We start from the raw sequence: 22586 nt of genomic DNA on the forward strand, positions 1-22586 counted from the left end.
GAAACACGAGCGCAACGAAGGCCGCATTAGGCTCTTCGCATGGGTGATCTGTTCGACGGCTACGGCTCCACGTTGGCGCCGCGCAAGACGCCTTCCGGGGTTCCCGCGTTCGACGAGATGTTCGGGAGCCCGGCTCATCCGGGTGCGCCCGCCGAGTCGCGAGAGGCCTATCGAGAGCTCTACCAGGCACTCGCGCAGATGACCCAGGAGGAGCTGCGCGGCCGCACCGATTCGCTCGCGAGCTCGTACCTCGCACAGGGCGTGACGTTCGACTTCGCAGGCGAGGAGAGGCCCTTCCCACTCGACGCGGTGCCCCGCGTGATCACGTACGACGAATGGTCGCGCATCGAGTCCGGCGTCAAGCAGCGCGTGCGGGCGCTCGAGGCGTTCCTCGACGACGCGTACGGGCATCAGTTCTGCGTGCGCGACGAGGTCCTGCCCGCCGGACTCATCGCGAGCTCGCAGTATTTCTACCGCCAGGCCGCGGGCATCCAGTCCGCCAACGGTGTGCGCATCCAGGTGTCGGGCATCGACCTGATCCGCGACGAGCACGGCGAGATGCGCGTGCTCGAAGACAACGTGCGCGTGCCGTCCGGCGTCAGCTACGTCATCTCGAACCGCCGGGTGATGGCGCAGACGCTGCCCGAGCTGTTCGTGTCGATGCGGGTGCGGCCCGTCGGCGACTACCCGAACAAGCTGCTCGCGGCGCTGCGCGCCTCCGCACCGGCGGGCATCGAGGACCCCAACGTCGTCGTGCTCACGCCGGGTGTGTACAACTCCGCGTACTTCGAGCACACGCTGCTCGCGCGACTCATGGGCGTCGAGCTCGTCGAGGGCCGAGACCTGCTGTGCATCGGCGGCAAGGTCTTCATGCGCACCACGCGCGGGCCGAAGCGCGTCGACGTCATCTACCGCCGCGTCGACGACGAGTTCCTCGACCCGCTGCAGTTCCGGGCCGACTCGATGCTCGGGGCTCCCGGCCTCATGCTCGCGGCGCGCCTGGGCAACGTGACGATCGCGAACGCCGTCGGCAACGGCGTCGCCGACGACAAGCTGCTCTACACGTACGTGCCCGACCTCATCCGGTACTACCTCGCCGAGGAGCCGATCCTCAAGAACGTCGACACGTGGCGCCTCGAGGACCCGAACGCCCTCGAGGAGGTGCTCGACCGGCTCGACGAGCTCGTGGTGAAGCCGGTCGACGGGTCAGGCGGCAAGGGGCTGGTCGTCGGACCGGATGCCTCGCCCGCCGAGCTCGAGAAGCTCCGCCAGCGCCTGCTCGCCGACCCCCGCGGCTGGATCGCGCAGCCCGTGGTCATGCTCTCGACCATCCCCACTCTCGTGGAAGACGGGATGCGGCCGCGCCACGCCGACCTCCGGCCGTTCGCGGTCAACGACGGCGAGGACGTGTGGGTGCTCCCCGGCGGCCTCACACGCGTGGCCCTGCCCGAGGGGCAGCTCGTGGTGAACTCCAGCCAGGGCGGCGGCTCGAAGGACACGTGGATCGTCGGCGGTGCCGCACCGGGGCAGGTCGAGTACGGCCAGGGCCAGAGCGTGGCCGGCCTCGTCGCGGACCAGGCCGCCACGGTGACCGCGGCGATCCCCATCATCTACGACGCCCAGACCGAGCCTACGCACTCGCCGCAGGACCGCCCGCGCTCGCGCGTCGAGCAGCAGGAGCAGCAGCAGCAGGCCGCCGAGCAGAACGGGGGTGGGACGTGCTGAGTCGCATCTGCGTTTCGACTCGCTCGCTGCGCTCGCTCGCTCAACGACCGGCCGCGGGGAAGGATGTCGGGACGTGCTGAGTCGCATCGCTGAAAGCCTGTTCTGGATCGGGCGCTACATCGAGCGCAGCGACGGCACCGCCCGCATCCTCGACGTGCACCTGCAGCTGCTCCTCGAGGATCCGTGGATCGATGAGGACACGGCGTGCCGGTCCCTTCTCAGCGTCATGGGGTCTCTGCCACCGGCGGGCGTCGACCAAGTGCGGCGCGAAGACGTGCTCTCGCGGCTCGCCGTCGACCGCATGAACCCGTCGAGCATCGCGTACGCCCTCACCGCCGCGCGCGAGAACGCCCGCCGCGCCCGCGAGATCGTCTCGACGGAGCTGTGGGAGACCCTCAACACGACGAGCGCACGCATGCCGCGGCGCCTGCAGAACGACCGCGTGCACGAGTTCTTCCAGTGGGTGCGGGAGCGCGCTGCTCTCGCCGTCGGCATCGTCGACTCTTCGACGAGCCGCGACGAGGCCTGGCAGTTCTTCACGCTGGGGCGCAGCATCGAGCGCACCGACATGACCGCGCGCCTGCTGGCGACGAGGTCGCTGACCCAGGCATCCGGTCCGTCGTGGACGACCATCCTGCGTTCGTGCGGCGCGTACGAGGCGTACCTGCGCACCTACCGCGGCATGCCGAGCGCACGCAACGCCGCCGAGTTCCTGCTGCTCGATCGGCTCTTCCCGCGCTCGATCATCTACTCGATCCAGCGCGCCGAGGAATGCATGAGCGCCATCGACCCCCGCGCAGACCGCGTGGGACACTCCAACACGGTGCTCCGGGCGCTCGGCCAGATCCGCAACGACCTCGAGTACCGGCCGATCTCCGAGATCCTCGGCGAGCTGCCGACGCACATGGACCGCGTCCAGACCGTCACGCGCGAAGCATCCGAAGCCATTCGCGGCCGGTTCTTCCCGACGCAGGCCGAGCCCAGCTGGATCGGAGAGATCTCATGAAGCGCCTCCGGATCGAGCACCAGACCGGCTTCCGCTACCAGGGCGACGTGAGCGCGTCGTACAACGAGGCGCGCATGCTGCCGGGCTCCACCGACAGTCAGTTCGTGCTCAACTCGTCGCTCGACATCGAGCCGTCGACGTCCGTCAACCAGTACGTCGACTACTTCGGCACGCGGGTCGCCGCGTTCGATGTGCTGTCACCGCACTCGTCGCTCACGATCACCGCGCGCTCGCTGGTGGAGGTGCGCCCGCGGCCGCTCGAGCACATCGACGTCACGTGGGAGGGTCTCGCGCGCGAGGCGAGCCGCTCGCTCGAGACCGTCGAGCAGATGTCGCAGACCCGGCGCACGCGGCCTCACGAGGAGGTCGCCGAGCTCGCCCGCTCGATCGCCGCTCAGCACGATCACCCCGGACGGGCCGCGCACGCGATCGCCGTCGCGATCGGTGACGCCGTCGAGTACATGCACGGCATCACCGGTGTGCACTCCACCGCGGCGGAGGCGTGGGAGGCGCGCAAGGGCGTCTGCCAGGACATGGCCCACATCGCGCTCGGCGCGCTGCGTGAGGTCGGGATCCCGGCACGCTACGTGTCGGGTTACCTGCACCCGCGGCCGTCGGCGGAGGTCGGCGTCGCCGTGACCGGCGAGTCGCACGCGTGGGTGGAGTGGTTCGCAGGGGAGTGGCAGGGCTTCGACCCCACCAACAACATCGAGATCGGCGATCGCCACGTCCTCGTCGGCCGCGGCCGGGACTACGGCGACGTCCCGCCGCTGCGCGGCGTCTACGCCGGTCCGTTCAAGAGCAACCTGCACGTGAAGGTGACGATCACCCGCGAGGCCTGACCTCGGCCTCGCAGCGCTCCGGCCGCGCAGCCGTCCCGCCGCGCAGCGGCACGGCGTCCGGCTCAGGCCGGAGGGTTGTCGGCGTCGAGCGTCTCGAGCGTGTCCTCTTCGACCGGGTTGTCGGCCTCGAGCTGCTCCTCGGTGGTCTCGTCGCCACCGACCGGGTCGTCCTGGTTCAAAGGCTGGTCCTCTGCGCTGCGCTCGTCCATGCGCCCCACGGTAGGCCGGTGTGCGCACGGAGCGACAGGGGTTGACGCCGGCGGAAGAAGAGGGGACGGATGCCGCAGCATCCGCCCCCTCGTGGACTCAGAGCGCGGTGATCACCGCGTTGTCGAGCTCGTCGATGTTCACGGGGCGATCGACCCGATTGGTCAGCAGCACCCAGGCCACGCCCGCGGTCGGATGGATCCAGAGCTCGGTGCCCGCCCAGCCACCGTGTCCGTAGGCGTCGCGGTCGATCAGGCTGGGTGCGCGCGTGCGCAGGTTCCAGGTGAAGCCCCAGTCCTGCCCGACCGCCGCGGGATAGGGGTCGAGCCGCGGGATGTCGCCGGTCAGCGGCCGGAGCATCATCTCCAGCGTGCGCGGGTGCACGACGCCGCCGGTCTCGCCGCGTCCGATCCGCAGCAGCGCCGACGCGAGCGCGAGCAGATCGCCCGCACGCCCGATCAGTCCGGCGCCGGGGTGCCGGAGCGCCGCGAACGCCTCGATATCGAGGCCGTTGGCCGCCGCATCCGTCACCACATGCGGGTCGGACGCCTCGTCGAGGGTCAGCCCGTCGGCGCCGAGCGCGGACGCCCATTCGGCGAGATCCGCATCCCACGTCCTTCCGGTCGCGTACTCGGTGAGGGCGGCGATGCCCTCGAACGCGATCGTCGAGTACCGCGACATCGTGCCGGCGACGAAGTCCCTGCCGCCGTTCACGAGTCGGTCGCGAAGGCCCGGCGCGTCCATCGCCGGTTCGGTGATGCCCGAGGTGTGACTGGCGAGGTGCCGCAGCCGCACGAGGTCGTCGCGGTGCTTCCCGAAGTCGGGAACTGCGGCTGCGAGCGGCGTGCCGGGGACGAGCAGCCCGCGCTCGATCGCGCGCGCCGCGACGAGTCCGACGAGGGGCTTCGTGATCGAGAAGAGCCGGTAGTGGTCGTCGACCTTCGCGGCACGGCCTCCGGTCGCTCCGAACGCGTCGAGTGCGACGACCCCCTCGGCTGTCGCGATGCCCAGCACGGCGGTCGGCAGGCGGTCGGCCTCGACCGCACGACGGGCCCAGTCGAACGCGGCGGCGTATTCGGTCATGCGGGGTTCCTCTCGAGCGTGAGGTTCTATCGTGCCCGGGGTTCGAACCGCTCAGGCGAGAACACGGCCGCGACCGCCATCCGGAGCGTCTCGAGCGAGGCATCCCGTCCCAACCAGCCGTGCGCGCGCGCCTGCACGAGGACGTTGCCGAGCGCGGTCGCCTCGACCGGGCCGGCGAGCACCGGCAGCCCCGAGCGGTCGGCGGTCGCCTGACACAGGAGCCCGTTGAGCGCGCCGCCGCCGACGATATGGATCACGTCGATCGCGCGCCCGGTGAGCGTGCCCGCGGTGACGACGGCGTCGGCGAACGCCTGCGCGATGCTCTCCACGATCGTGCGCGCGAGCGCCTCACGCGTGGCGGGCACCGGCGCGCCCGCTTCGTCGAGCAGGGCCGCGATGCGGGCCGGCATGTCGCCGGGCGCCGACAGGCGCGGATCGTTGGCGTCGAACAGCGGGATGTCGCCGGAGACGGATGCTGCCGCCTCCAGCATGCCCGGGAGGTCGATCGTGGCGCCGTCCTCGGCCGCCCACGTGCGCACGGCCTCGCTCAAGAGCCACAGGCCGGTCACGTTGTGCAGGAACCGCACGCGTCCGTCGACGCCGCCCTCGTTCGTGAAATTCGCCTCGCGCGCCGCGTCGCTCACGACGGGCTCGTCGAGCTCGACCCCGACGAGTCCCCACGTGCCGCACGAGATGTACGCCGCGTTCGGGGTGCTGAGCGGCACCGCGACGACGGCCGAGGCCGTGTCGTGCGAGCCGACCGCGATCACGTCGAGGGGTGCGCCGATGCGCTCGCGCGCCTCGCCCTGCAGCGCGCCCAGCCGGTCGCCCGGATCGACGAGCGGGGGAAGCACGGATGCCGGGATCCCGAGTCGCGCCGCCAGCTCGAGGTCCCACTCGCCGGTGCGGACGTCGACGAGTCCCGTCGTGGAGGCGTTCGTGCGTTCGGCGGAACGCGCGCCGGTGAGGAGGAACGCGACGAGGTCCGGGATGAGCAGCGAGACGTCGGCGTCGGCGAGCCGCTGCTCGACCGCGTACTGGTAGAGCGTGTTGAACGGCAGGAACTGCAGGCCGTTGCGCCGGTACAGCTCGTCGAGCGGTGCCTGCCCGTGCACGACCTCGACGCCGCGCGCGGTGCGCTCGTCGCGGTAGTGGAACGGTTCGCCCATCAGTTCGTCGCCGTGCACCAGGCCGTAGTCCACGGCCCACGAGTCGATGCCGATGCTCGCGATACCGGGCTCCCGGCGCAGCGCCTCGGCGAGGCCCTCCACGATGTGCCGGTACAGCGCCGCGACGTCCCAGTGCAGGTCGCCGTCGGCCCCGAGGACCGGTCCGTTCGGGAATCGCGCGACCTCCTCGAGGCGCAGCATCCCGTCGTCCACGTAGCCGAGCATGACGCGGCCACTGGTCGCGCCGAGATCGACCGCCGCGACGACCCCGCCGGTCATCGTGCGGCCTGCACGGCGAGCAGGAGCGGCGAGAGCATGTGCTCTCGCCGAGGCGACACGGTGTGCGCGTGTCGATCATGTGCTCTCGGCGAGAGCACATGATCGACGCGGTGGACGGATGCCGCGACCCCGGGCGCTGAGCCTGTCGAGGCGGCGGTCATCGCAGGAAGGCGGCGGCGACGCCGGAGTCGACGGGGATGTGCAGGCCCGTGGTGCGAGAGAGCTCGGGGCCGGTCAGCACGAACACCGCGTCGGCGACGTTCTCGGGGACGACCTCGCGCTTGAGGATGGTGCGGTCGGCGTAGAACTGGCCGAGGTCCTCTTCCTTGACGCCGTAGGTGGCAGCGCGGTTCGCGCCCCAGCCGGAGGCGAAGATGCCCGAGCCCCGCACCACGCCGTCAGGGTTGATGCCGTTGACGCGCACGCCGTGCTCGCCGAGCTCGACCGCGAGCAGGCGCACCTGGTGGGCCTGGTCGGCCTTGGTCGCCGAGTACGCGATGTTGTTCGGGCCGGCGAAGACGGAGTTCTTCGACGAGATGTAGATCACGTCGCCGCCGAGCTTCTGGTCGATGAGGATCTTCGCAGCGGCCTTCGACACCAGGAACGAGCCCTTCGCCATGACGTCGTGCTGCAGGTCCCAGTCCTTCTCGGTGGTCTCGAGCAGTGGCTTCGACAGCGACAGGCCGGCGTTGTTGACCACGAGATCGACACCGCCGAACGCGAGCACCGCGGCGTCGAACGCGGCCTGGATCGCGTCGGCGTCGGCGACGTTCGCGGCGACGCCGATGGCGACATCCGTGTTGCCCAGCTCTGCCGCGGCTGCCTGCGCCTTCTCGAGGTCGAGGTCGGCGACCACGACGCACGCGCCCTCGGCGGCGAGTCGGGTCGCGATGGCCTTGCCGATTCCGGATGCCGCGCCCGTGACGAGTGCGATGCGGCCCTGGTGCGTCTTGGGCTTCGGCATGCGCTGCAGCTTCGCCTCTTCGAGCGCCCAGTACTCGATGCGGAACTTCTCGGCGTCCGGGATCGGCGCGTAGGTCGACAGCGCCTCGGCGCCGCGCATCACGTTGATCGCGTTGACGTAGAACTCGCCGGCCACGCGGGCGGTCTGCTTGTTCGCGCCGTACGAGAACATGCCCACACCGGGGATCAGCACGATGAGCGGGTCGGCGCCGCGGATCGCGGGGGACTCGACGGTCGCGTGCGCGTCGTAGTAGGCCTGGTAGTCGGCGCGGTACTCCTCGTGCAGTTCCTTCAGGCGCGCAACGGAGTCCTCGACCGAAGCCGAGGCGGGGAGGTCGAGGATCAGCGGCTTCACCTTGGTGCGCAGGAAGTGGTCGGGGCAGCTGGTGCCGAGCGCGGCGAGCTCGGGCGCGCGCTCCGAGGCGAGGAAGTCGAGCACGACGTCGGAGTCGGTGAAGTGGCCGACCATGGGCTTGTCGGTCGAGGCGAGACCGCGGATCGTCGGTGCCAGCGCGGCGGCCTTGGCGCGCCGCTCGGTGTCGGGCAGAGCCTCGAAGCCGGCGCGGATGCGGCCGAACGGGTCCGTTTTGCCGTTGGCGGCGATGTACGCCTGGGCGGTCTCGATGATCCACAGCGAGTTCTGTTCTGCCTCCTCCGACGTGTCGCCCCAGGCGGTGATGCCGTGGCCGCCGAGGATCGTGCCGATCGCCCGCGGGTTCTGCTCCTTGATCGCCGCGATGTCCAGGCCCAGCTGGAAGCCGGGGCGACGCCACGGCACCCACACCACCTTGTCGCCGAAGATCTTCGCGGTGAGCTCCTCGCCGTCGGCGGCGGTCGCGATCGCGATGCCCGAGTCGGGGTGCAGATGGTCGACGTGTGCGGCGTCGACCAGGCCGTGCATCGCCGTGTCGATCGACGGGGCGGCGCCGCCCTTGCCGTGCAGGCAGTAGTCGAACGCGGCGACCATCTCGTCCTCGCGCTCGACGCCGGGGTAGACGTTCACCAGCGAGCGGAAGCGGTCCAGGCGCAGCACCGCGAGCCCGGACTCGGTCAGCGTGCTGAGGTCGCCGCCCGAGCCCTTGACCCACAGCAGCTCGACGGGCTCGCCGGTGACCGGGTCGGTCTCGGTGCCTTTCGCGGACGTGTTGCCGCCGGCGTAGTTGGTGTTCTTCGGGTCGGCGCCGAGGCGGTTCGACCGCGCGATGAGGTCGGTGACAGCCTGGTTGGTCATGATGCGTTCCTTTGCGGTTCTGTCTGCGAGTCGCCGAGACGCGCCGGTGGTCGGGTCAGGCGACCGGAGTGTCGTGGCGAGTCGCGGTGCGGGCGGGCGCGATGGGCGGTGGGGTGAGGCTCGAGAGGGCGGCGAGGCGGGCCGCGAACCGGTCGAGGGTGACGGATGCCGCCGCCTCGTGCGGGCGGTTGAGGTGGCCGTGCTCCGTCCCTGCCTCGGTGACGACCTCGACGGGGCGGCCTGCCGCGCGCAGCGACGCGGCGAACGCCTCGCCCGAGACGCGGAGCTCGTCGACGTCGCCGTTGACCATGAGGGTGGGCGGGAACTCCGCGAGGTCGACCGGTTGGGCGAGGCCCGGGATCGCGCCCAGCGGCGCCCCGTCGATCGGGCCGCCGAGATAGTTCTCGTACATCCCGCGCACAGCCTCCGGATCGAAGCGGTCGGCGTCCGGCTGGGCGTCCAGCGCGGCGCGCAGCGCGGCATCCGGGGCGGGCTGGACCGCCAGCAAAGTGGGGTATGCGAGCAGCACCAGCGCAGGCAGCGCCTCCGCGCGCCGTTCGATGAGGCGCAGTGTCGCCCCGGCGGCGAGATTGCCGCCCGCGCTCGCGCCGCCGATCGCGAGGCGGTCACGCGCGATCCGCAGCCGGTCGGCGGTCTCGGTGACCCACGACCACGCCGCGAGCATGTCGTCGGATGCCGCGGGGTAGGGGTGTCCGGAGCGCGGGGTCGCAGCATCCGTCCACTCCGCCGGCACGGGCGCGAGGCGGTAGTCGACCGAGATCACCGTGGTGCCACGCGCGGCGAGACTGCTCGCCACCCAGTCGGACTCGGGCATGTCGAGGTCGCCGAAGGCGAAGCCGCCGCCGTGCGCCCACACGAGGCCGGTACCGTTCGGCTCGCGGGCGGGGTACACGCGCACGAGTCCGTCGGCGGCGGAGTAGGGGTCGGTCATCTGAATCCTTCGGGAATGGGCCCCGGCGGCTGTGCCGGGATCGGGTTGTGCACCGGGGTGCGGGGAGGTCCGCGTTCGCGGCCGGGGCTCGGGGCGAACCCCCTGAGGGAGCTGCGGGTCAGGCGCCCCAGCCGGCCTGCGTGCCGCCGACGCGATCCGCGGCGATCTGCCGCTGGTAGCCGGATGCCGCGTACGCGGCCATCGGGTCGGCCGCGAGTCCGCGCGACTCGCGCCATTCGGCGAGGGCGGGACGCACGTCGGTGTAGAACGCGTCCATGAAGACGGCGTTGGCGGCCAGCACGTCGTTCTGCTGCTGGGCCGCGGCGAGGGCGTCGCGGTCGACGAGCAGGGCACGGGCGGTCATCTCCTGGACGTTCAGCACCGAGCGGATCTGGCCGGGGATCTTGTCTTCGACGTTGTGGCACTGGTCGAGCATGAAGGCCACATCGGGGTTGTTGAGGCCCCCGCCGCGCACCACCTCGAAGATGATGCGGAACAGCTGGAACGGATCGGCGGCACCCACGATGAGGTCGTCGTCGGCGTAGAAACGGGAGTTGAAGTCGAACGAGCCGAGCTTTCCGAGGCGCAGCAGCTGCATCACGATGAACTCGATGTTGGTGCCTGGCGCGTGGTGGCCGGTGTCGAGGCAGACCATCGCCTTGTCGCCGAGCGACGCGACCTGCGCGTAGGAGGTGCCCCAGTCCGGAACGTCGGTGTGGTAGAACGCCGGCTCGAAGAACTTGTACTCGAGCACCAGGCGCTGTGCGTCGGACAGGCGTTCGTAGATCTTCTGCAGCGAATCCTGCAGGCGGTCCTGACGGGCACGGATGTCGGCCTGGCCCGGGTAGTTCGAGCCCTCGGCGAGCCAGATCTTGAGGTCGCGCGAGCCGGTCGCGTCCATGATGTCGATGCACTCGAGGTGGTGATCGATCGCCTTGGTGCGGATGCGGTCGTCGTGGTGGGTGAGGGCCCCGAACTTGTAGTCCTCGTCCTGGAACGTGTTCGAGTTGATTGTGCCCAGGCTCACGCCGAGGTCCTCCGCGTGGCGCCGGAGATCGGAGTAGTCGTCGACCTTGTCCCACGGGATGTGCAGAGCCACGCTCGGCGCGAGCTTCGTGAAGGCGTTGACCTGAGCGGCGTCGGCGATCTTCTCGTACGGGTCGCGTGGGGTGCCGGGCGTGGTGAACACGCGGAAGCGCGTCCCGGAGTTGCCGAACGCCCAGCTGGGCAGTTCGATGCCCTGGCCTTCGAGCGCGGACTGGATGTCGGGTGACAGCGTCGTCATGATGCGTTGCCTTCTTCGGTGGTATCGGTCGCCGTGCCCCCGGTGGCGGCGAGCTGCTCGTGGAGGTTGAAGACTTCGAGGAGCGCAGTGGCGGCCTGGTCAGGGCGGCCGTCGAGGCCGACGAAGAAGCTGCCCATCTCGGCCTCCCAGCGTGCGGCGACCTCGGAGTTCGCGAGGTAGGCCTGAGAGGCCGCGTCGTCGTCCGTCTCGTAGTAGCCGATCAGTCGCCCTGCTTCGCCGAGGAAGAGCGAGTAGTTGCGACGGCCGGAAGCGGCGATCTCGGCGAGCATCTCGGGCCACACCGGCGTGTGGCGAGCGATGTACTCGTCCAGCAGTTCGGGCCGCACCATCAGCTGGAAGCAGACTCTCGTCATCGAATGTCCTCACAAAGATCCATGAATCGTTTCAAAGCCTAGCGCGTCTGTATCGTTTCATGCAAACAACAACCGGGAGTGGCCATGGTGGTGAGCGTGCGGGATGTCGCGGCTGCGGCATCCGTCTCGGTCGGGACCGTCTCGAACGTGCTCAACAGGCCCGAGAAAGTGGCGCCGGCTACCGTCGAGCGGGTCACACAGGCGATCGAGGAACTCGGCTTCGTGCGCAACGACGCCGCGCGGCAGCTCCGGGCCGGACGCAGCCGTAGCATCGCCCTCATCGTGCTCGACGCGGGGAACCCGTTCTTCGCCGAGGTCGCCCGCGGCGCCGAGGACCGCGCGGCGGAATCCGGCATGAGCGTGCTGCTCGGAAACAGTGATCAGCGCTCCGATCGAGAGGACGCCTACCTCGAGCTGTTCCGCGAGCAGCGGGTCAACGGCGTGCTCGTCACTCCCGTGGACCGCGATCTCGACAGGCTCGCGCGTCTGCACGCCGGCGGCGTGCCGGTGGTACTCGTCGACCACGAGGACGCCGAGCGGTCTTTCGGCTCGGTCTCGGTCGACGACGTCGAGGGCGGCTACCTGGCGGTCTCGCACCTGTTGTCGACGGGGCGTCGTCGCATCGCCTTCATCGGGGGGCCGAACACGATCCGTCAGGTCGGCGACCGCCTCGAGGGGGCGCGCCGCGCCGTCGCCGAGGTCGACCAGGCGACGCTCGAGGTCGTCGAGACGTCGGCCCTGTCGGTGCTCCAGGGGCGCGCGGCCGGCGAGCTGCTGCGCCAGCGCGCCGCGGCGGAACGGCCCGACGGGGTGTTCGCGGCGAACGACCTGCTCGCCGTCGGCGCGCTGCAGGCGTTCACCCTCATGGGCGATCTGCAGGTGCCGCGCGACATCGCGCTGATCGGGTACGACGACATCGACTTCGCCTCGGCGACCGTCGTTCCGCTCAGCTCGATCCGCCAGCCCGCGCACCTCATCGGCTACACGGCGGTCGACCTGCTCCTCAAGGACCTGGAGGAGCCGGCGGGCGACCATGCCCGCACCGTGCGCTTCCAGCCGGAGCTCGTCGTGCGCGAGTCGACCGGCGGCTGACTGCCACGCGCCGGCGACAGATCAGCGTGCGGGGAACCCGTGGCGCAGCAGTGTCGCGGACGCGCCCGCCCGCAGGGCGGCGAGCGCCTCCCGCTCGTACGCGGGCATGCGCTCAGGCAGGGCCTCAAGGCCGAACCACGCGAGCTCTGCGCACTTGCGGGGCTCGAGGATCCGCGGCTCGCCCACCCACTCGTCGCACACGAAGAACCAGTCCACGCGCTGCTCGACCGGGTCGTCCGTGCCGTCCGTGCGCTGCATGACGGCGACCGGCGTCAGCGCGGCGGCCACGAGCGACAGCCCGAGCTCCTCGCGCACCTCGCGGATCGCGGCGTCCACGGCGGTCTCGCCGAGCTCGACGTGCCCCGCGGCGCCGGCGGCCCAGCATCCGTCCATGTAGCCGGTGTTCTGCCGCAGCTGCAGCATCACCTCGTCGCCGCGGCGAAGATAGACGTACGACGAGGGGACGACGGAGAAGCGGGTCACGGCGACCCAACCTACCGCGGGCCTCGCTCAGACCCGCGTGAACGTGCACGGTGCGAGCTCGACGCGACGCACGGTGCCGCCCGGGAGCTCGATATCGACGCGGCGGGCGCGGCGGTCGAGGCTGGCGACGAGCACGACATCGCGGTCGGCACTGCGGGCGCCCAGCGCCCACACGAGGCCGTCGGGGGAGTCGCCGCGCAGGCCGGGCTCGCCCGCGAGGGCGGCGAGCGCCTCGACGGCGTCGAGAGCGGGCAGGGCCGCGCCGTCGGCGGTGCGCAGGCCGCGGGGTCCCCATTCCTCGAAGTAGGCGAGGGTCGTCACGCCGGGCACAGCGAAGGCGGCCGCGCTCGCGATCGTCCAGGCGGCGAGCTCGGGCGCTGACTGGCGCGGGTCGGCGACCTCCGCCGGCGCCGGACCGTATCCGTCGCGGAGGTCGTCGTGCTCGGGCATCGGCGGTGGTGAGGTGGCCGCGTTGTTGAAGTGCGGGCGCAGCGAGATCGGCCCGATGTGCAGCGGCAGCCCGCCGGCGAGGCGGACGCCCTGGTTCGCGACGAGGCGCTGCATCGCGATCGACTCGATCAGCTGAGCCGAGCTCAGGCTGTGGAACAGCGGCGTGCTGCTGAACACGATGCCGTCGAGGCCCCGGGGCAGGCGGTGGTGCTCGCGGTTGAGCTCGGTGAAGTGCGAGCGCACGCCGCCGACCACCTCGGCCTCGACCCCCGCCTCGGTGAGGGCGTGGCGCAGGTGGCCGATGGCCGAGAGGTCCGAGACGTGCTGCGCCGGGCCCGTCGGTGGGAACGCGGTCGCGCGGGAGACGGGCAGATCGCGGAGAGCGAGCGCGGCCTGATCGATCGCCGCCGGGTCGTCCTCGGCGAGCACGAACCTGACGTCGAGCGGGAGACCGGATGCTGCCGCCCGATCGAGTGCGGCGCGCCAGTTGCGGGTCGCCAGGTCGAGTTCCACGAGCACCGCAGCACCCACCGGGGCGAAGTCGGGAGCGGGATCGGGGGCCGTCGACGCCGACACCGCGATCGCGGGAAGCGGAGGCCCTTCCTCGAGCCGGACGCGGGTGAGCGGTTCCTCGACCGCACGTGTCGGAGTTCCCGACACGGAGATCTCGATCGACTGCACGACCCGCTCGTCGGCGGCGAGCGCGTACGGGAAGGGCAGTGCGAGGGGGCGGCTGTAGGTCTTGTACGAGGCATCCGTCCAGTTGCGCTGGTCCTCCATCTCGAACACGTCACCGGCGAAGCGCACGTCGACCGCGACGCCATCGTGCGACCACGACAGGCCGGCGATGTCGAACGCGGGCTGGTGCGGGCTGATGTCGGCGGGGAACCGCGAGCGCGTCACGCCGCCGTCGGGGTGGCGGATGTCCATCGCGGCGCCTGCGAGCGCGGGCGGGTGCAGCGCGACGAGACCGGTGCGGTTGGTCTCGAACCCGGAAGCGGACTCGAGGTCGGTGAGGACGCGCAGGCGCCCGGCGCCCCGCGCCTCGGCGCGGACGATGCCGCGGAGGTCGGAACCGAGCCCGGTCGAGTGGACGTGCAGCGTGAGGGCGATGCCGGACGCGTCGACGCGGTCGACCACGAGGCGTGCAGTGTCCCAGTTGCGATCGCGCACGACGGCGCGGATCGAGCGAAGCACGACGCTGCCCTCGTACGAGATGTCGGCGAACTCGTCGTCACGCAGCTCGAGCGACCACGGCCCGCTCGTCCACTCGGGGGCGGGTTCGCCGTTCCACAGGTCCGTCATGATCCCCATCCTCGCCTCGCCTGTCGCGATGTGCCACAGATGGCGGCAGTTGGTGCCAGGCGAGCAGCGCGCAAGAACGGTCGACCGGACTTCGCTGTCGGTGCGCGCAGGATAGGTTGTTCGCATACCCGCAGCCTGCGCGATGACGCCGCACATGGCGACCGCCTCGCAGCGGCTCGTCGCCGAAGCCGCGCACTGACCCCCATACGCCGAAGGAGGCGCGATGCCACGCAATTGGGCCGGAACCTACGAGTACGCAGCGCCCCGGATCGTCGAGGCGACATCGGCCGACGACGTCGTGCGGGTGCTGCGCGAACCCGGGCGGGTGCGCGCACTCGGCACCCGGCACTCGTTCACCGACCTCCCCGACACCACCGGCACCCTCGTCGACGTGACGGGGTTCGCGGCCGAGTTCGAGCTCGATGAGGCCGCGCAGACGGTCACCGTGCCCGCCGGCATCCGTTACGGCGTCCTCGCCGTGTGGCTCGACGACCGCGGGTGGGCACTGCGCAACATGGGGTCCCTCCCGCACATCAACGTCGGCGGCGCGACGGCCACCGGAACCCACGGCTCGGGCGACGCGAATCCCGTCCTCTCGGCGTCCGTCCGCGCGCTGCGCTACGTCGGGGCGGATGCCGAGGTGCACGAGGTGCGCCGCGCCGACCCCGACTTCGATGCGCTCGTGGTGGGCCTCGGCGCCTACGGCATCGTGGTGTCGCTGACGCTCGACGTCGTGCCCGCATTCCGCGCCCGCCAGGACATCTACTCGGGGGTCTCATGGGAGGCCGCGCTCGCCGACTGGGACGCGCTCACGTCCGTCGGGTACAGCGTCTCGGTGTTCTCGCGCTGGGAGGAGCCGTCGCTCGGCTTCGTGTGGGTGAAGTCGCGGCTGGACACGGACGAGGACGCCGTGCCCGACACGATCCTCGACGGGGTGCGGGCCCAGGTGGAGGAGTCGCCCCTCGGTGTGGAGGACAACGTCACCGAACTGGCCGTGCCCGGACCCTGGATGCTGCGGCTCCCGCACTTCCGCCTCGACGCCGAGCCGTCGTTCGGCGACGAGATCCAGAGCGAGTACTTCGTCGCCCGCGCCGATGCGCCCGCGGCGCTGAACGCGGTGCGGACGCTGGGCGACAGCATCCGTCCGCATCTCATCTGGACCGAGTTGCGCACCGCCGCCGCCGACGAGCTGTGGCTGAGCCCGGCTTATCGGCGCGACGTCGTGATCATCCACTTCACGTGGCACAACCACCCTGACGACGTCGCCGCCGCGGTCGCCCGCGTCGAGGCCGCGCTCGAGCCGTTCGAGGCACGCCCGCACTGGGGGAAGCTCCACGGCTTCGACCGCGCGGGGATCGAGCGCGTGCACCCGCGTCTGGCCGACGCGCGAGCCGTTTTCGAGCGCCTCGACCCCGAGGGTCGCTTCTCGAACGCCCACCTCGAGCGCGTGGGGGTGCGCGAGCGCCGCTCACCGTTGCCGACGTAGGCAGCTCGGTCAGCTCGCGCGGGCGCGGGTGCGGATCTCGTCCTCTTCGCCGGGAAGCACGCGGATCGGCGTGGTGCCGGCGACCTCGTCGCTGAACTCCTCGGGGGCGACGATCGTGAGCGGCCGCGTCTCGTCGAGCGTGAGGCGGAAGCGCTTCTCCTCGTGGCGGTGCAGGCGGCCCGACCAGAGCAGCCATGTGGCGCCGATCGCGAAGGCGACGAAGGCGGCGACGGCGCCGACGAGGATCGCCATGCGCGGGCCGAACTCGGCAGCGACCCAGCCGACGATGGGCGCCCCGATCGGCGTGCCGCCCATGAGGATCGCCATGTACAGCGCGAGCACGCGGCCGCGCAGCACCGGGTCGGTCGTCGTCTGCACGTACCCGTTCGCCGTGGTCATCATCGTGACGACAGCGAATCCGGTGAACATGAGCGTGATCGCGTAGAGCCAGTACGTCGGCATGAACGCCGACACCACCGCGGCGACGCCGAACATCGCGGTGCCGATGATGAGGACGCGCAGCCGGGCGCGGTCGCGACGGGCGGCCATCAGCGCACCCGCGACCGAGCCGATCGCGAGGATCGAGCTCAGCAGGCCGAAGCCGTCGGCCTCCTTGCCGAACTCGACCGCCATCGTCGAGGCGAGGATCGGGAAGTTCATGCCGAACGCGCCGATGAGGAACACCATCGCGCAGGTCACGATGAGGTCGGGGCGGCCGGCGACGTACCGGAAGCCGTCGGCGAGGCGGGAGGACTGCGGCGCCTTGACGCGGGGCACGAGCTCGTGCGTGCGGATCAGCAGGAGCGCGGCCAGCATCGCGAGGAACGTCACCGCGTTGGCGACGAACACCCACCCGGTGCCGACCGCGACGATGACGATGCCGGCGACGGCCGGACCGATCATGCGGGCGCCGTTGAACGACGCTGCGTTGAGCGCGACCGCGTTCGAGGCGTTCTCGCGGGCGACGAGGTCGGAGACGAAGGCCTGGCGCGCCGGGTTGTCGAACGCGGCGACGACGCCGAGCGCGAGCGCGAAGAGGTACATGACGGGCAGCGTCATCAGGCCGGCGAAGATGAGCACGCCGATCGCGACGCCGAGCAGGAGGAGCAGGCTCTGGGTGACGAGCAGCAGCTTGCGGCGGTCGAAGCGGTCGGCCACGAGCCCGGTGACGCCCACGAGGAGGAGGGGCGGCGCGAACTGCAGCGCCATCGTGACGCCCATCGCGGCGGCGTCGTTGTCGGTGAGCTCGGTGAGCACGACCCAGCTGATGGCGGTCGCCTGCATCCACGCGCCGATGTTCGACACCAGCGCGCCGATGAACCACACGCGGTAGTTGAAGGCCGAGAAGGACCGGAACATCGCGCTCATCGGGCCACCATCCGCTGCATGATCTCGGCGGCGGCGGCAAGGGTCTCCCGCTCCGCCGGCGTGAGCTCGGCGAGCGAGGCCTCGACCCACGCATCGCGGCGGCGGGCGGTCTCTTCGACGACCGCGACGCCCTCGGGCGTGAGCGAGATCACGACCTTGCGGCCGTCGCGCTCGTCGGCGCCGCGCACGATGTAGCCGGAGTCCTGCAGGCAGTTGACCGTGCGATTCATCGATGGGGCCGAGACGCGCTCACGCTCGGCGAGGTCGCCGAGCGTGTGCGGGCCGTGCACCTTGAGCGCCGCGAGAACGGCGAACTGCCCATCGCTCATCGAGTCGACGGCGCGCTGCGTGCGCATGCGTCGCGCGAGCCGGAAGGTCGCGATGCGCAACTGGGAGGCGGCGGGGGAGAGGTCTGCGTGAGTGCCGGCGTCGGGGCCGGTGTCTGTCTCTGAAGTCTCGTTGCTGCTCATCCGGTTAGTTAGCATAGCTCATTAGTTTTGCTAAAGAAAGTTGGCGGGACGGATGCCGCATCCCCGCGTCAGGCCGGGGTGCGATGGTCCGCCCATAGACTGCTCGGCATGCCCGAGTTCATCGACGCGCATGACATCACGATCCACTACGACGTCCACCCGGCCCAGGCGTCGCCGCGGGCCATCGTGCAGCTGCTGCACGGCATCGGCGAGCACGCCGGGCGATACGGTGCGCTGATCGCCGCGCTCGTCGCGGACGGGTACACCGTCTACGCGGCCGACCACCGCGGCCATGGGCGCACCGGCATGGGCCAGCACGGCGGCGACGCGACCCGTCTCGGCCACCTGGGCAAGGGCGGGCTGCGCGGCGCGCTCGCCGCCATGTGGCAGTTCACCCAGCAGATCCGGGGACAGCACCCCGAGCTGCCCCTCGTGCTGCTCGGGCACTCCGGCGGTTCGGTGCTCGCCCAGATGCTCGTCAACGAGCACCCCGATGCATACGACGCGCTCGTGCTGACCGGCACGGCGCTGCGCATGCCGGGGTCGATCCACACCAACAAGCTCAACAAGCGCTGGGCCGGTCCCGGTGCGATGGGCACCGAGTGGCTCTCGAGCGACCCGTCGGTGGGCCGGGCCTTCCTCGACGATCCGCTCACCACGAGCGAAGACCCGATCAAGCTCATCGGGGTGGTCGACTCCATCCGCATGTACGGTCTGCCGCGCAGGAACCTCGGCCGCGACATCCCGACTCTCCTCATGATCGGCCGCGACGACACGGTGGGCGGACCGCGCAGCGTGCACCGTCTGGCCGATGCGTACCGCACGCGCTCGGGCTTCACCGACGTGACGACGCTCATCTACCCCGATGCGCGCCACGAGATCTTCAACGAGGTCATGCAGGCCGAGGTGCGCGCCGATCTGCTCGCCTGGCTCGACAGGCACATCGCGGACCGCACCTGACAGCGGCGGCCGTCTGGCCGGGAGGTGGGGCGCCGCCGTTGACGGCGGCGCACTCCGGTCAGCCGTGGCGCGTTTGACTGCGGGATGATGCGTACGCCATCCTGGCGGCAGTGATCATCGTGGGAGCGCTCCCAAACCTTCGCGCGCACGACGATGACGCTCCCCGGGCGACGGCGCCCGGCGGCCGAGAAGTCCAAGGAGGACACATGACTCTGGCACCCGCTCGACTCCGCGGCGGTCCGCCGACCAGACGGGCCCTCGCCCTCGGTGCGGCGGCCGCACTGGTGGCCGCCCTCGCCGTGCCGCTGACGGCGACCGCGGCGGTCGCCGGTGAGGACACCGGCCTCGCGGGCTCGGAGCTGTACGTCGATCCGTGGAGCACGACGCTCGAAGCGGCCCAGTCGCTCAGCGGTCAGGCACGCGATGACGCCCAGCTGCTCGGATCGATCGCCTCGGCGACATGGTTCACCGACGGCACCCCGGCCGACGTGGAGGCCGCCGTCGACGCCGTCGTGACGGCGGCCACCGCTCAGGGACGCATGCCCGTGCTCGTCGCGTACAACCTGCCGTTCCGCGACTGCGCCCAGTACTCCGCGGGCGGCGCGGCCGACACCGCCGCGTACGATGCCTGGATCGATGGCTTCGCGGCCGGCATCGCCGGGCGCGACGCCACCGTCATCCTCGAACCCGACGGACTCGGCGTGATCCCGCACTACACCACGCTCGACGGACAGGTCGAGTGGTGCCAGCCGGCGGAGGTGCCCGCCGACACGGCCGCGACGGACCGCTTCGCACAGCTGAACCACGCGGTAGACGCCTTCGCCGCACTTCCGGCGACCTCGGTCTACCTCGACGGCACCAACGCGGCGTGGCTCAACATCGGCGAGATCTCCGACCGCCTGATCAAGGCCGGGGTGCAGCGCGCGGACGGGTTCTTCCTCAACACGTCGAACTACCAGTTCACCGCCAATTCGACGGCGTACGGCACGTGGGTGTCGCAGTGCATCGCGTACGTCACCGAGGTGAGCCCCGGCGACTTCGGCTCATGCGGCAACCAGTACTGGAACGGCGGCCCCGCGACCGACTGGGAGGGCGTCGCCATGTCGCAGCACGGCCAGTGGAGCGCGGATGCCGCCGACCCGGCTCTCAACACCTCCGGGGTGGACTCGCGCTACGCCTCGCTCCTCGGCGCCACCCAGCCGACGACGCATTTCGTGATCGACACGAGCCGCAACGGGCTCGGGCCGTGGAACCACGAAGGAGCGTACGGCGACACGCACGAGGATTGGTGCAACCCGCCGGACCGAGGCCTCGGTGCTCGTCCGGACACGACCATCGACGTGCCGCTCGTCGACGCGTACCTCTGGATCAAGGTGCCCGGCGAGTCCGACGGCAAGTGCTACCGCGGTACGGCCGGCCCGAACGATCCGGAGCGCGGGTACGAGGACCCCGCGGCCGGCCACTGGTTCACGCAGCAGGCGCGCGAGCTCATCGCGTTCGCCGAGCCCGGCATCGCGCCGCTGGACTGCCACGTGGACTGGGCGCCGACGCTCGACGGCGAATCCGCCGCGGTGCGGCTCTCCGGCGCGGTCAGCTCGCGTTTCGCGCTCAGCTTCGCGCTGCCGGGCGGCCAGCGGATCACGAAGGCGACCCGCGCGACGGTCACGCAGGCCGAGGGGATCGTCACGGTGACCGGCACCGCCAAGCGCACGGGCAACGCTCCCGACACCGTCGTGCACGCGGACAGCGCGGTGGCGACGCCGTGGCAGTTCCTGCTCGACGGGCGCGCCTGCACGTCGTGACACGCGGCGCGCCGGTGTAGCCGGCGCACGCCCGACGACCGGGACCACGGCTCCCGGTCGTCGGGCGGAGCGCGCCCCCGGCGCGCGCCAATAGGCTGAAGCCCATGCACGGCGAATACAAGGTGCCCGGCGGCAAGCTCGTGGTCGTCGACCTCGAAGAGCGCGAGGGTCGCATCGCGGACTTCCGCCTCGCGGGGGACTTCTTCCTCGAGCCCGACGACGCCCTCGCCGACATCGACGCCGCCGTCAACGGGCTGCCGGTCGAGGCGGATGTCGCCACCATCGCCGCCGCCGTGCGCTCGGCGCTTCCCGAGGGCGCGCAGCTGCTCGGCTTCACGCCCGAGGCCGTGGGGACGGCGGTGCGTCGGGCCCTCGTCACGGCACCCGGGTGGCGCGACTTCGACTGGGAGATCGTGCACGAGAAGCCCGTCTCGCCGCGCATGAACCTCGCGCTCGACGAGGTGCTCACCGGCCGCGTCGGCGACGGCCGCCGGCGCCCCACGCTGCGCGTCTGGGAGTGGGACGAGAACGCCGTCGTCATCGGCTCGTTCCAGTCCCTCCGCAACGAGGTCGACCCCGATGGCGCCGCGGCGCACGGCTACGACGTGGTCCGCCGCATCTCCGGCGGCGGCGCCATGCTCATGGGGGCGAACTCGATCGTCACCTACTCGCTGTACGTGCCGGCATCCCTGGTCGCCGGGCTCACATTCGCCGACTCGTACGCGTTCCTCGACGACTGGGTGCTGCAGGCGCTGCGCGCCCTCGGCATCGAGGCGACCTACCAGCCGCTCAACGACATCGCCTCGCCGCAGGGCAAGATCGGCGGCGCCGCGCAGAAGCGCCTCGCCAACGGCGGAGTGCTGCACCACGCGACGCTCAGCTACGACATGGACGGAAACGTCATGACCGAGGTGCTGCGGATCGGCCGCGAGAAGCTCAGCGACAAGGGCACGACGTCGGCGGCCAAGCGCGTCGACCCCCTCCGTCGCCAGACGGGTCTCCCACGCGAGGCCATCATCGCCAAGCTCGAGGAGACGTTCACGAACCTCTACGGCGCCGTCCCCGGGCACATCACCGACGACGAATACGCCGAGGCCGAGGCCCTCGTGGAGTCGAAGTTCGCGACGGACTCATGGCTTCGCCGGGTTCCATGACCGGGGAGACGGATGCTGCCGCCCCCGGGTCCGTCGAGATCCACCACGGCGACAACCTCGTGGTCTCGCGCACGCTGCCCGATGCGTCGTTCACGCTGATCTATCTCGACCCGCCGTTCAACACCGGCCGCCCGCAGGAGCGGTCCATCGAGACCGCACGGTCTGCAGCATCCGTCCCCCCACCCGGTGAGGCGATCGTCCGGCGCGGGTTCCACGGGCGCGAGTACGAGCGGATCCGCGGCGACCTGCGGGCGTACGACGACACCTTCGACGACTACTGGGGCTTCCTCGAGCCGCGATTGCTCGAGGCGTGGCGCCTTCTCGCCGACGACGGCACGCTGTACCTGCACCTGGACTACCGCGAGGCGCACTACGCCAAGGTGCTCATGGACGCGCTCGTCGGGCGCGAGCGCTTCCTCAACGAGCTCATCTGGGCCTACGACTACGGCGCGAAGACCCGCAAGCGGTGGCCCACGAAGCACGACACGATCCTGGTTTACGTCAAGGATCCGAAGGCGTACTGGTTCGACTCTGACGCCGTCGACCGCGAGCCGTACATGGCGCCGGGCCTGGTCACCCCCGAGAAGGCCGAGCGCGGGAAGCTCCCCACCGACGTCTGGTGGCACACCATCGTGCCGACGACCGGTCGCGAGAAGACGGGGTACCCGACGCAGAAGCCGGAGGGCGTCCTCCGGCGCATCGTGCAGGCGTCGTCGCGCCCGGGCGACCGCGTGCTCGACTTCTTCGCCGGCAGCGGCACGACCGGCGCGGTGGCCTCCGCGCTGGGCCGCGACGCCGTCCTCGTCGACCACAACCCCGACGCGATCGCAGTGATGCGCGAGCGGATGCCGCACGCCCGGGTGTTCGCGGTCGAGCGCGAGCAAACGCTTCCCTAGGCTG

General features: G+C 71.0%; 19 protein-coding genes and 1 pseudogene. 9 read left to right on the forward strand and 11 right to left on the reverse strand.

The window, feature by feature from the left end:
• The first annotated feature begins 39 nt into the window (after window positions 1-39).
• From MRBLWH7_RS16150 to MRBLWH7_RS16160, 3 genes are all read left to right on the forward strand, one after another.
• On the forward strand, window positions 40-1725 hold the full coding sequence (locus MRBLWH7_RS16150) for a circularly permuted type 2 ATP-grasp protein (RefSeq protein ID WP_341996284.1): 1686 nt from the start codon (window positions 40-42) through the stop codon (window positions 1723-1725).
• 73 nt (window positions 1726-1798) lie between these two features.
• Complete coding sequence (locus tag MRBLWH7_RS16155) at window positions 1799-2731, forward strand: alpha-E domain-containing protein (protein ID WP_341996286.1); 933 nt, start codon at window positions 1799-1801, stop codon at window positions 2729-2731.
• Window positions 2728-3573: a transglutaminase family protein gene (locus MRBLWH7_RS16160; RefSeq protein ID WP_341996288.1), complete on the forward strand. Its 846-nt coding sequence runs from the start codon at window positions 2728-2730 to the stop codon at window positions 3571-3573. Before MRBLWH7_RS16155 ends, MRBLWH7_RS16160 begins: the two co-directional genes overlap by 4 nt.
• A 62-nt stretch (window positions 3574-3635) precedes the next feature.
• Here MRBLWH7_RS16160 and MRBLWH7_RS16165 read toward each other — a convergent pair whose 3' ends face one another.
• The 7 genes and pseudogenes from MRBLWH7_RS16165 to MRBLWH7_RS16195 form a co-directional block, all read right to left on the reverse strand.
• Window positions 3636-3782, reverse strand: coding sequence for a hypothetical protein (locus MRBLWH7_RS16165; protein ID WP_341996290.1), 147 nt, complete (start codon window positions 3780-3782; stop codon window positions 3636-3638).
• 97 nt (window positions 3783-3879) lie between these two features.
• Entirely contained in the window at window positions 3880-4863 is a 984-nt protein-coding gene (locus tag MRBLWH7_RS16170) for a serine hydrolase domain-containing protein (RefSeq protein WP_341996292.1), read from the reverse strand.
• 26 nt (window positions 4864-4889) lie between these two features.
• Window positions 4890-6311, reverse strand: coding sequence for a rhamnulokinase family protein (locus MRBLWH7_RS16175; RefSeq protein ID WP_341996294.1), 1422 nt, complete (start codon window positions 6309-6311; stop codon window positions 4890-4892).
• Window positions 6312-6468: 157 nt separating this feature from the next.
• Window positions 6469-8514, reverse strand: a pseudogene (locus tag MRBLWH7_RS16180) (bifunctional aldolase/short-chain dehydrogenase); the annotation flags it as partial.
• Between the two features lie 46 nt (window positions 8515-8560).
• Complete coding sequence (locus MRBLWH7_RS16185) at window positions 8561-9457, reverse strand: alpha/beta hydrolase fold domain-containing protein (protein ID WP_341996297.1); 897 nt, start codon at window positions 9455-9457, stop codon at window positions 8561-8563.
• Window positions 9458-9575: 118 nt separating this feature from the next.
• Window positions 9576-10742: an L-rhamnose isomerase gene (rhaI, locus tag MRBLWH7_RS16190; RefSeq protein ID WP_341996299.1), complete on the reverse strand. Its 1167-nt coding sequence runs from the start codon at window positions 10740-10742 to the stop codon at window positions 9576-9578.
• The gene (locus MRBLWH7_RS16195) at window positions 10739-11116 is read right to left on the reverse strand and encodes an L-rhamnose mutarotase (RefSeq protein WP_341996301.1); all 378 of its coding nucleotides are present in this window, start codon (window positions 11114-11116) and stop codon (window positions 10739-10741) included. The genes rhaI and MRBLWH7_RS16195 overlap by 4 nt, the downstream gene beginning before the upstream one ends.
• A gap of 84 nt (window positions 11117-11200) precedes the next feature.
• On the opposite strand from MRBLWH7_RS16195, the gene MRBLWH7_RS16200 reads away from it, so the two are divergent.
• Entirely contained in the window at window positions 11201-12208 is a 1008-nt protein-coding gene (locus MRBLWH7_RS16200) for a LacI family DNA-binding transcriptional regulator (RefSeq protein ID WP_341996303.1), read from the forward strand.
• 21 nt (window positions 12209-12229) lie between these two features.
• On the opposite strand, the gene MRBLWH7_RS16205 is transcribed toward MRBLWH7_RS16200, so the two are convergent.
• Together MRBLWH7_RS16205 and MRBLWH7_RS16210 are read right to left on the reverse strand one after the other, a co-directional pair.
• Window positions 12230-12691, reverse strand: coding sequence for an NUDIX domain-containing protein (locus MRBLWH7_RS16205; protein WP_341996305.1), 462 nt, complete (start codon window positions 12689-12691; stop codon window positions 12230-12232).
• A 27-nt stretch (window positions 12692-12718) separates the two neighbouring features.
• The gene (locus MRBLWH7_RS16210) at window positions 12719-14446 is read right to left on the reverse strand and encodes a hypothetical protein (protein ID WP_341996307.1); all 1728 of its coding nucleotides are present in this window, start codon (window positions 14444-14446) and stop codon (window positions 12719-12721) included.
• 223 nt (window positions 14447-14669) lie between these two features.
• On the opposite strand from MRBLWH7_RS16210, the gene MRBLWH7_RS16215 reads away from it, so the two are divergent.
• Window positions 14670-15932: a D-arabinono-1,4-lactone oxidase gene (locus tag MRBLWH7_RS16215; RefSeq protein ID WP_341996309.1), complete on the forward strand. Its 1263-nt coding sequence runs from the start codon at window positions 14670-14672 to the stop codon at window positions 15930-15932.
• Window positions 15933-15941: 9 nt separating this feature from the next.
• Here the strand turns inward: MRBLWH7_RS16215 and MRBLWH7_RS16220 are convergent, their stop codons facing one another.
• Entirely contained in the window at window positions 15942-17300 is a 1359-nt protein-coding gene (locus tag MRBLWH7_RS16220; RefSeq protein WP_341996311.1) for an MFS transporter, read from the reverse strand.
• Entirely contained in the window at window positions 17297-17770 is a 474-nt protein-coding gene (locus MRBLWH7_RS16225) for a MarR family transcriptional regulator (protein WP_341996313.1), read from the reverse strand. The genes MRBLWH7_RS16220 and MRBLWH7_RS16225 overlap by 4 nt, the downstream gene beginning before the upstream one ends.
• Window positions 17771-17878: 108 nt before the next feature.
• On the opposite strand from MRBLWH7_RS16225, the gene MRBLWH7_RS16230 reads away from it, so the two are divergent.
• The 4 genes from MRBLWH7_RS16230 to MRBLWH7_RS16245 all read left to right on the forward strand — a co-directional run bounded on the left by MRBLWH7_RS16230 (window position 17879) and on the right by MRBLWH7_RS16245 (window position 22582).
• Window positions 17879-18730 carry an alpha/beta hydrolase gene (locus MRBLWH7_RS16230; RefSeq protein ID WP_341996315.1) on the forward strand — a complete coding sequence of 284 codons (852 nt, stop codon included), beginning with the start codon at window positions 17879-17881 and terminating at the stop codon, window positions 18728-18730.
• Between the two features lie 206 nt (window positions 18731-18936).
• On the forward strand, window positions 18937-20532 hold the full coding sequence (locus tag MRBLWH7_RS16235; RefSeq protein WP_341996317.1) for a glycoside hydrolase family 6 protein: 1596 nt from the start codon (window positions 18937-18939) through the stop codon (window positions 20530-20532).
• A 104-nt stretch (window positions 20533-20636) separates the two neighbouring features.
• Entirely contained in the window at window positions 20637-21686 is a 1050-nt protein-coding gene (locus MRBLWH7_RS16240; protein ID WP_341996319.1) for a biotin/lipoate A/B protein ligase family protein, read from the forward strand.
• Window positions 21683-22582, forward strand: coding sequence for a site-specific DNA-methyltransferase (locus MRBLWH7_RS16245; protein ID WP_341996320.1), 900 nt, complete (start codon window positions 21683-21685; stop codon window positions 22580-22582). Before MRBLWH7_RS16240 ends, MRBLWH7_RS16245 begins: the two co-directional genes overlap by 4 nt.
• Window positions 22583-22586 lie beyond the last annotated feature (4 nt).

The sequence above is a fragment of the Microbacterium sp. LWH7-1.2 genome (assembly GCF_038397755.1).
GTDB lineage: Bacteria > Actinomycetota > Actinomycetes > Actinomycetales > Microbacteriaceae > Microbacterium.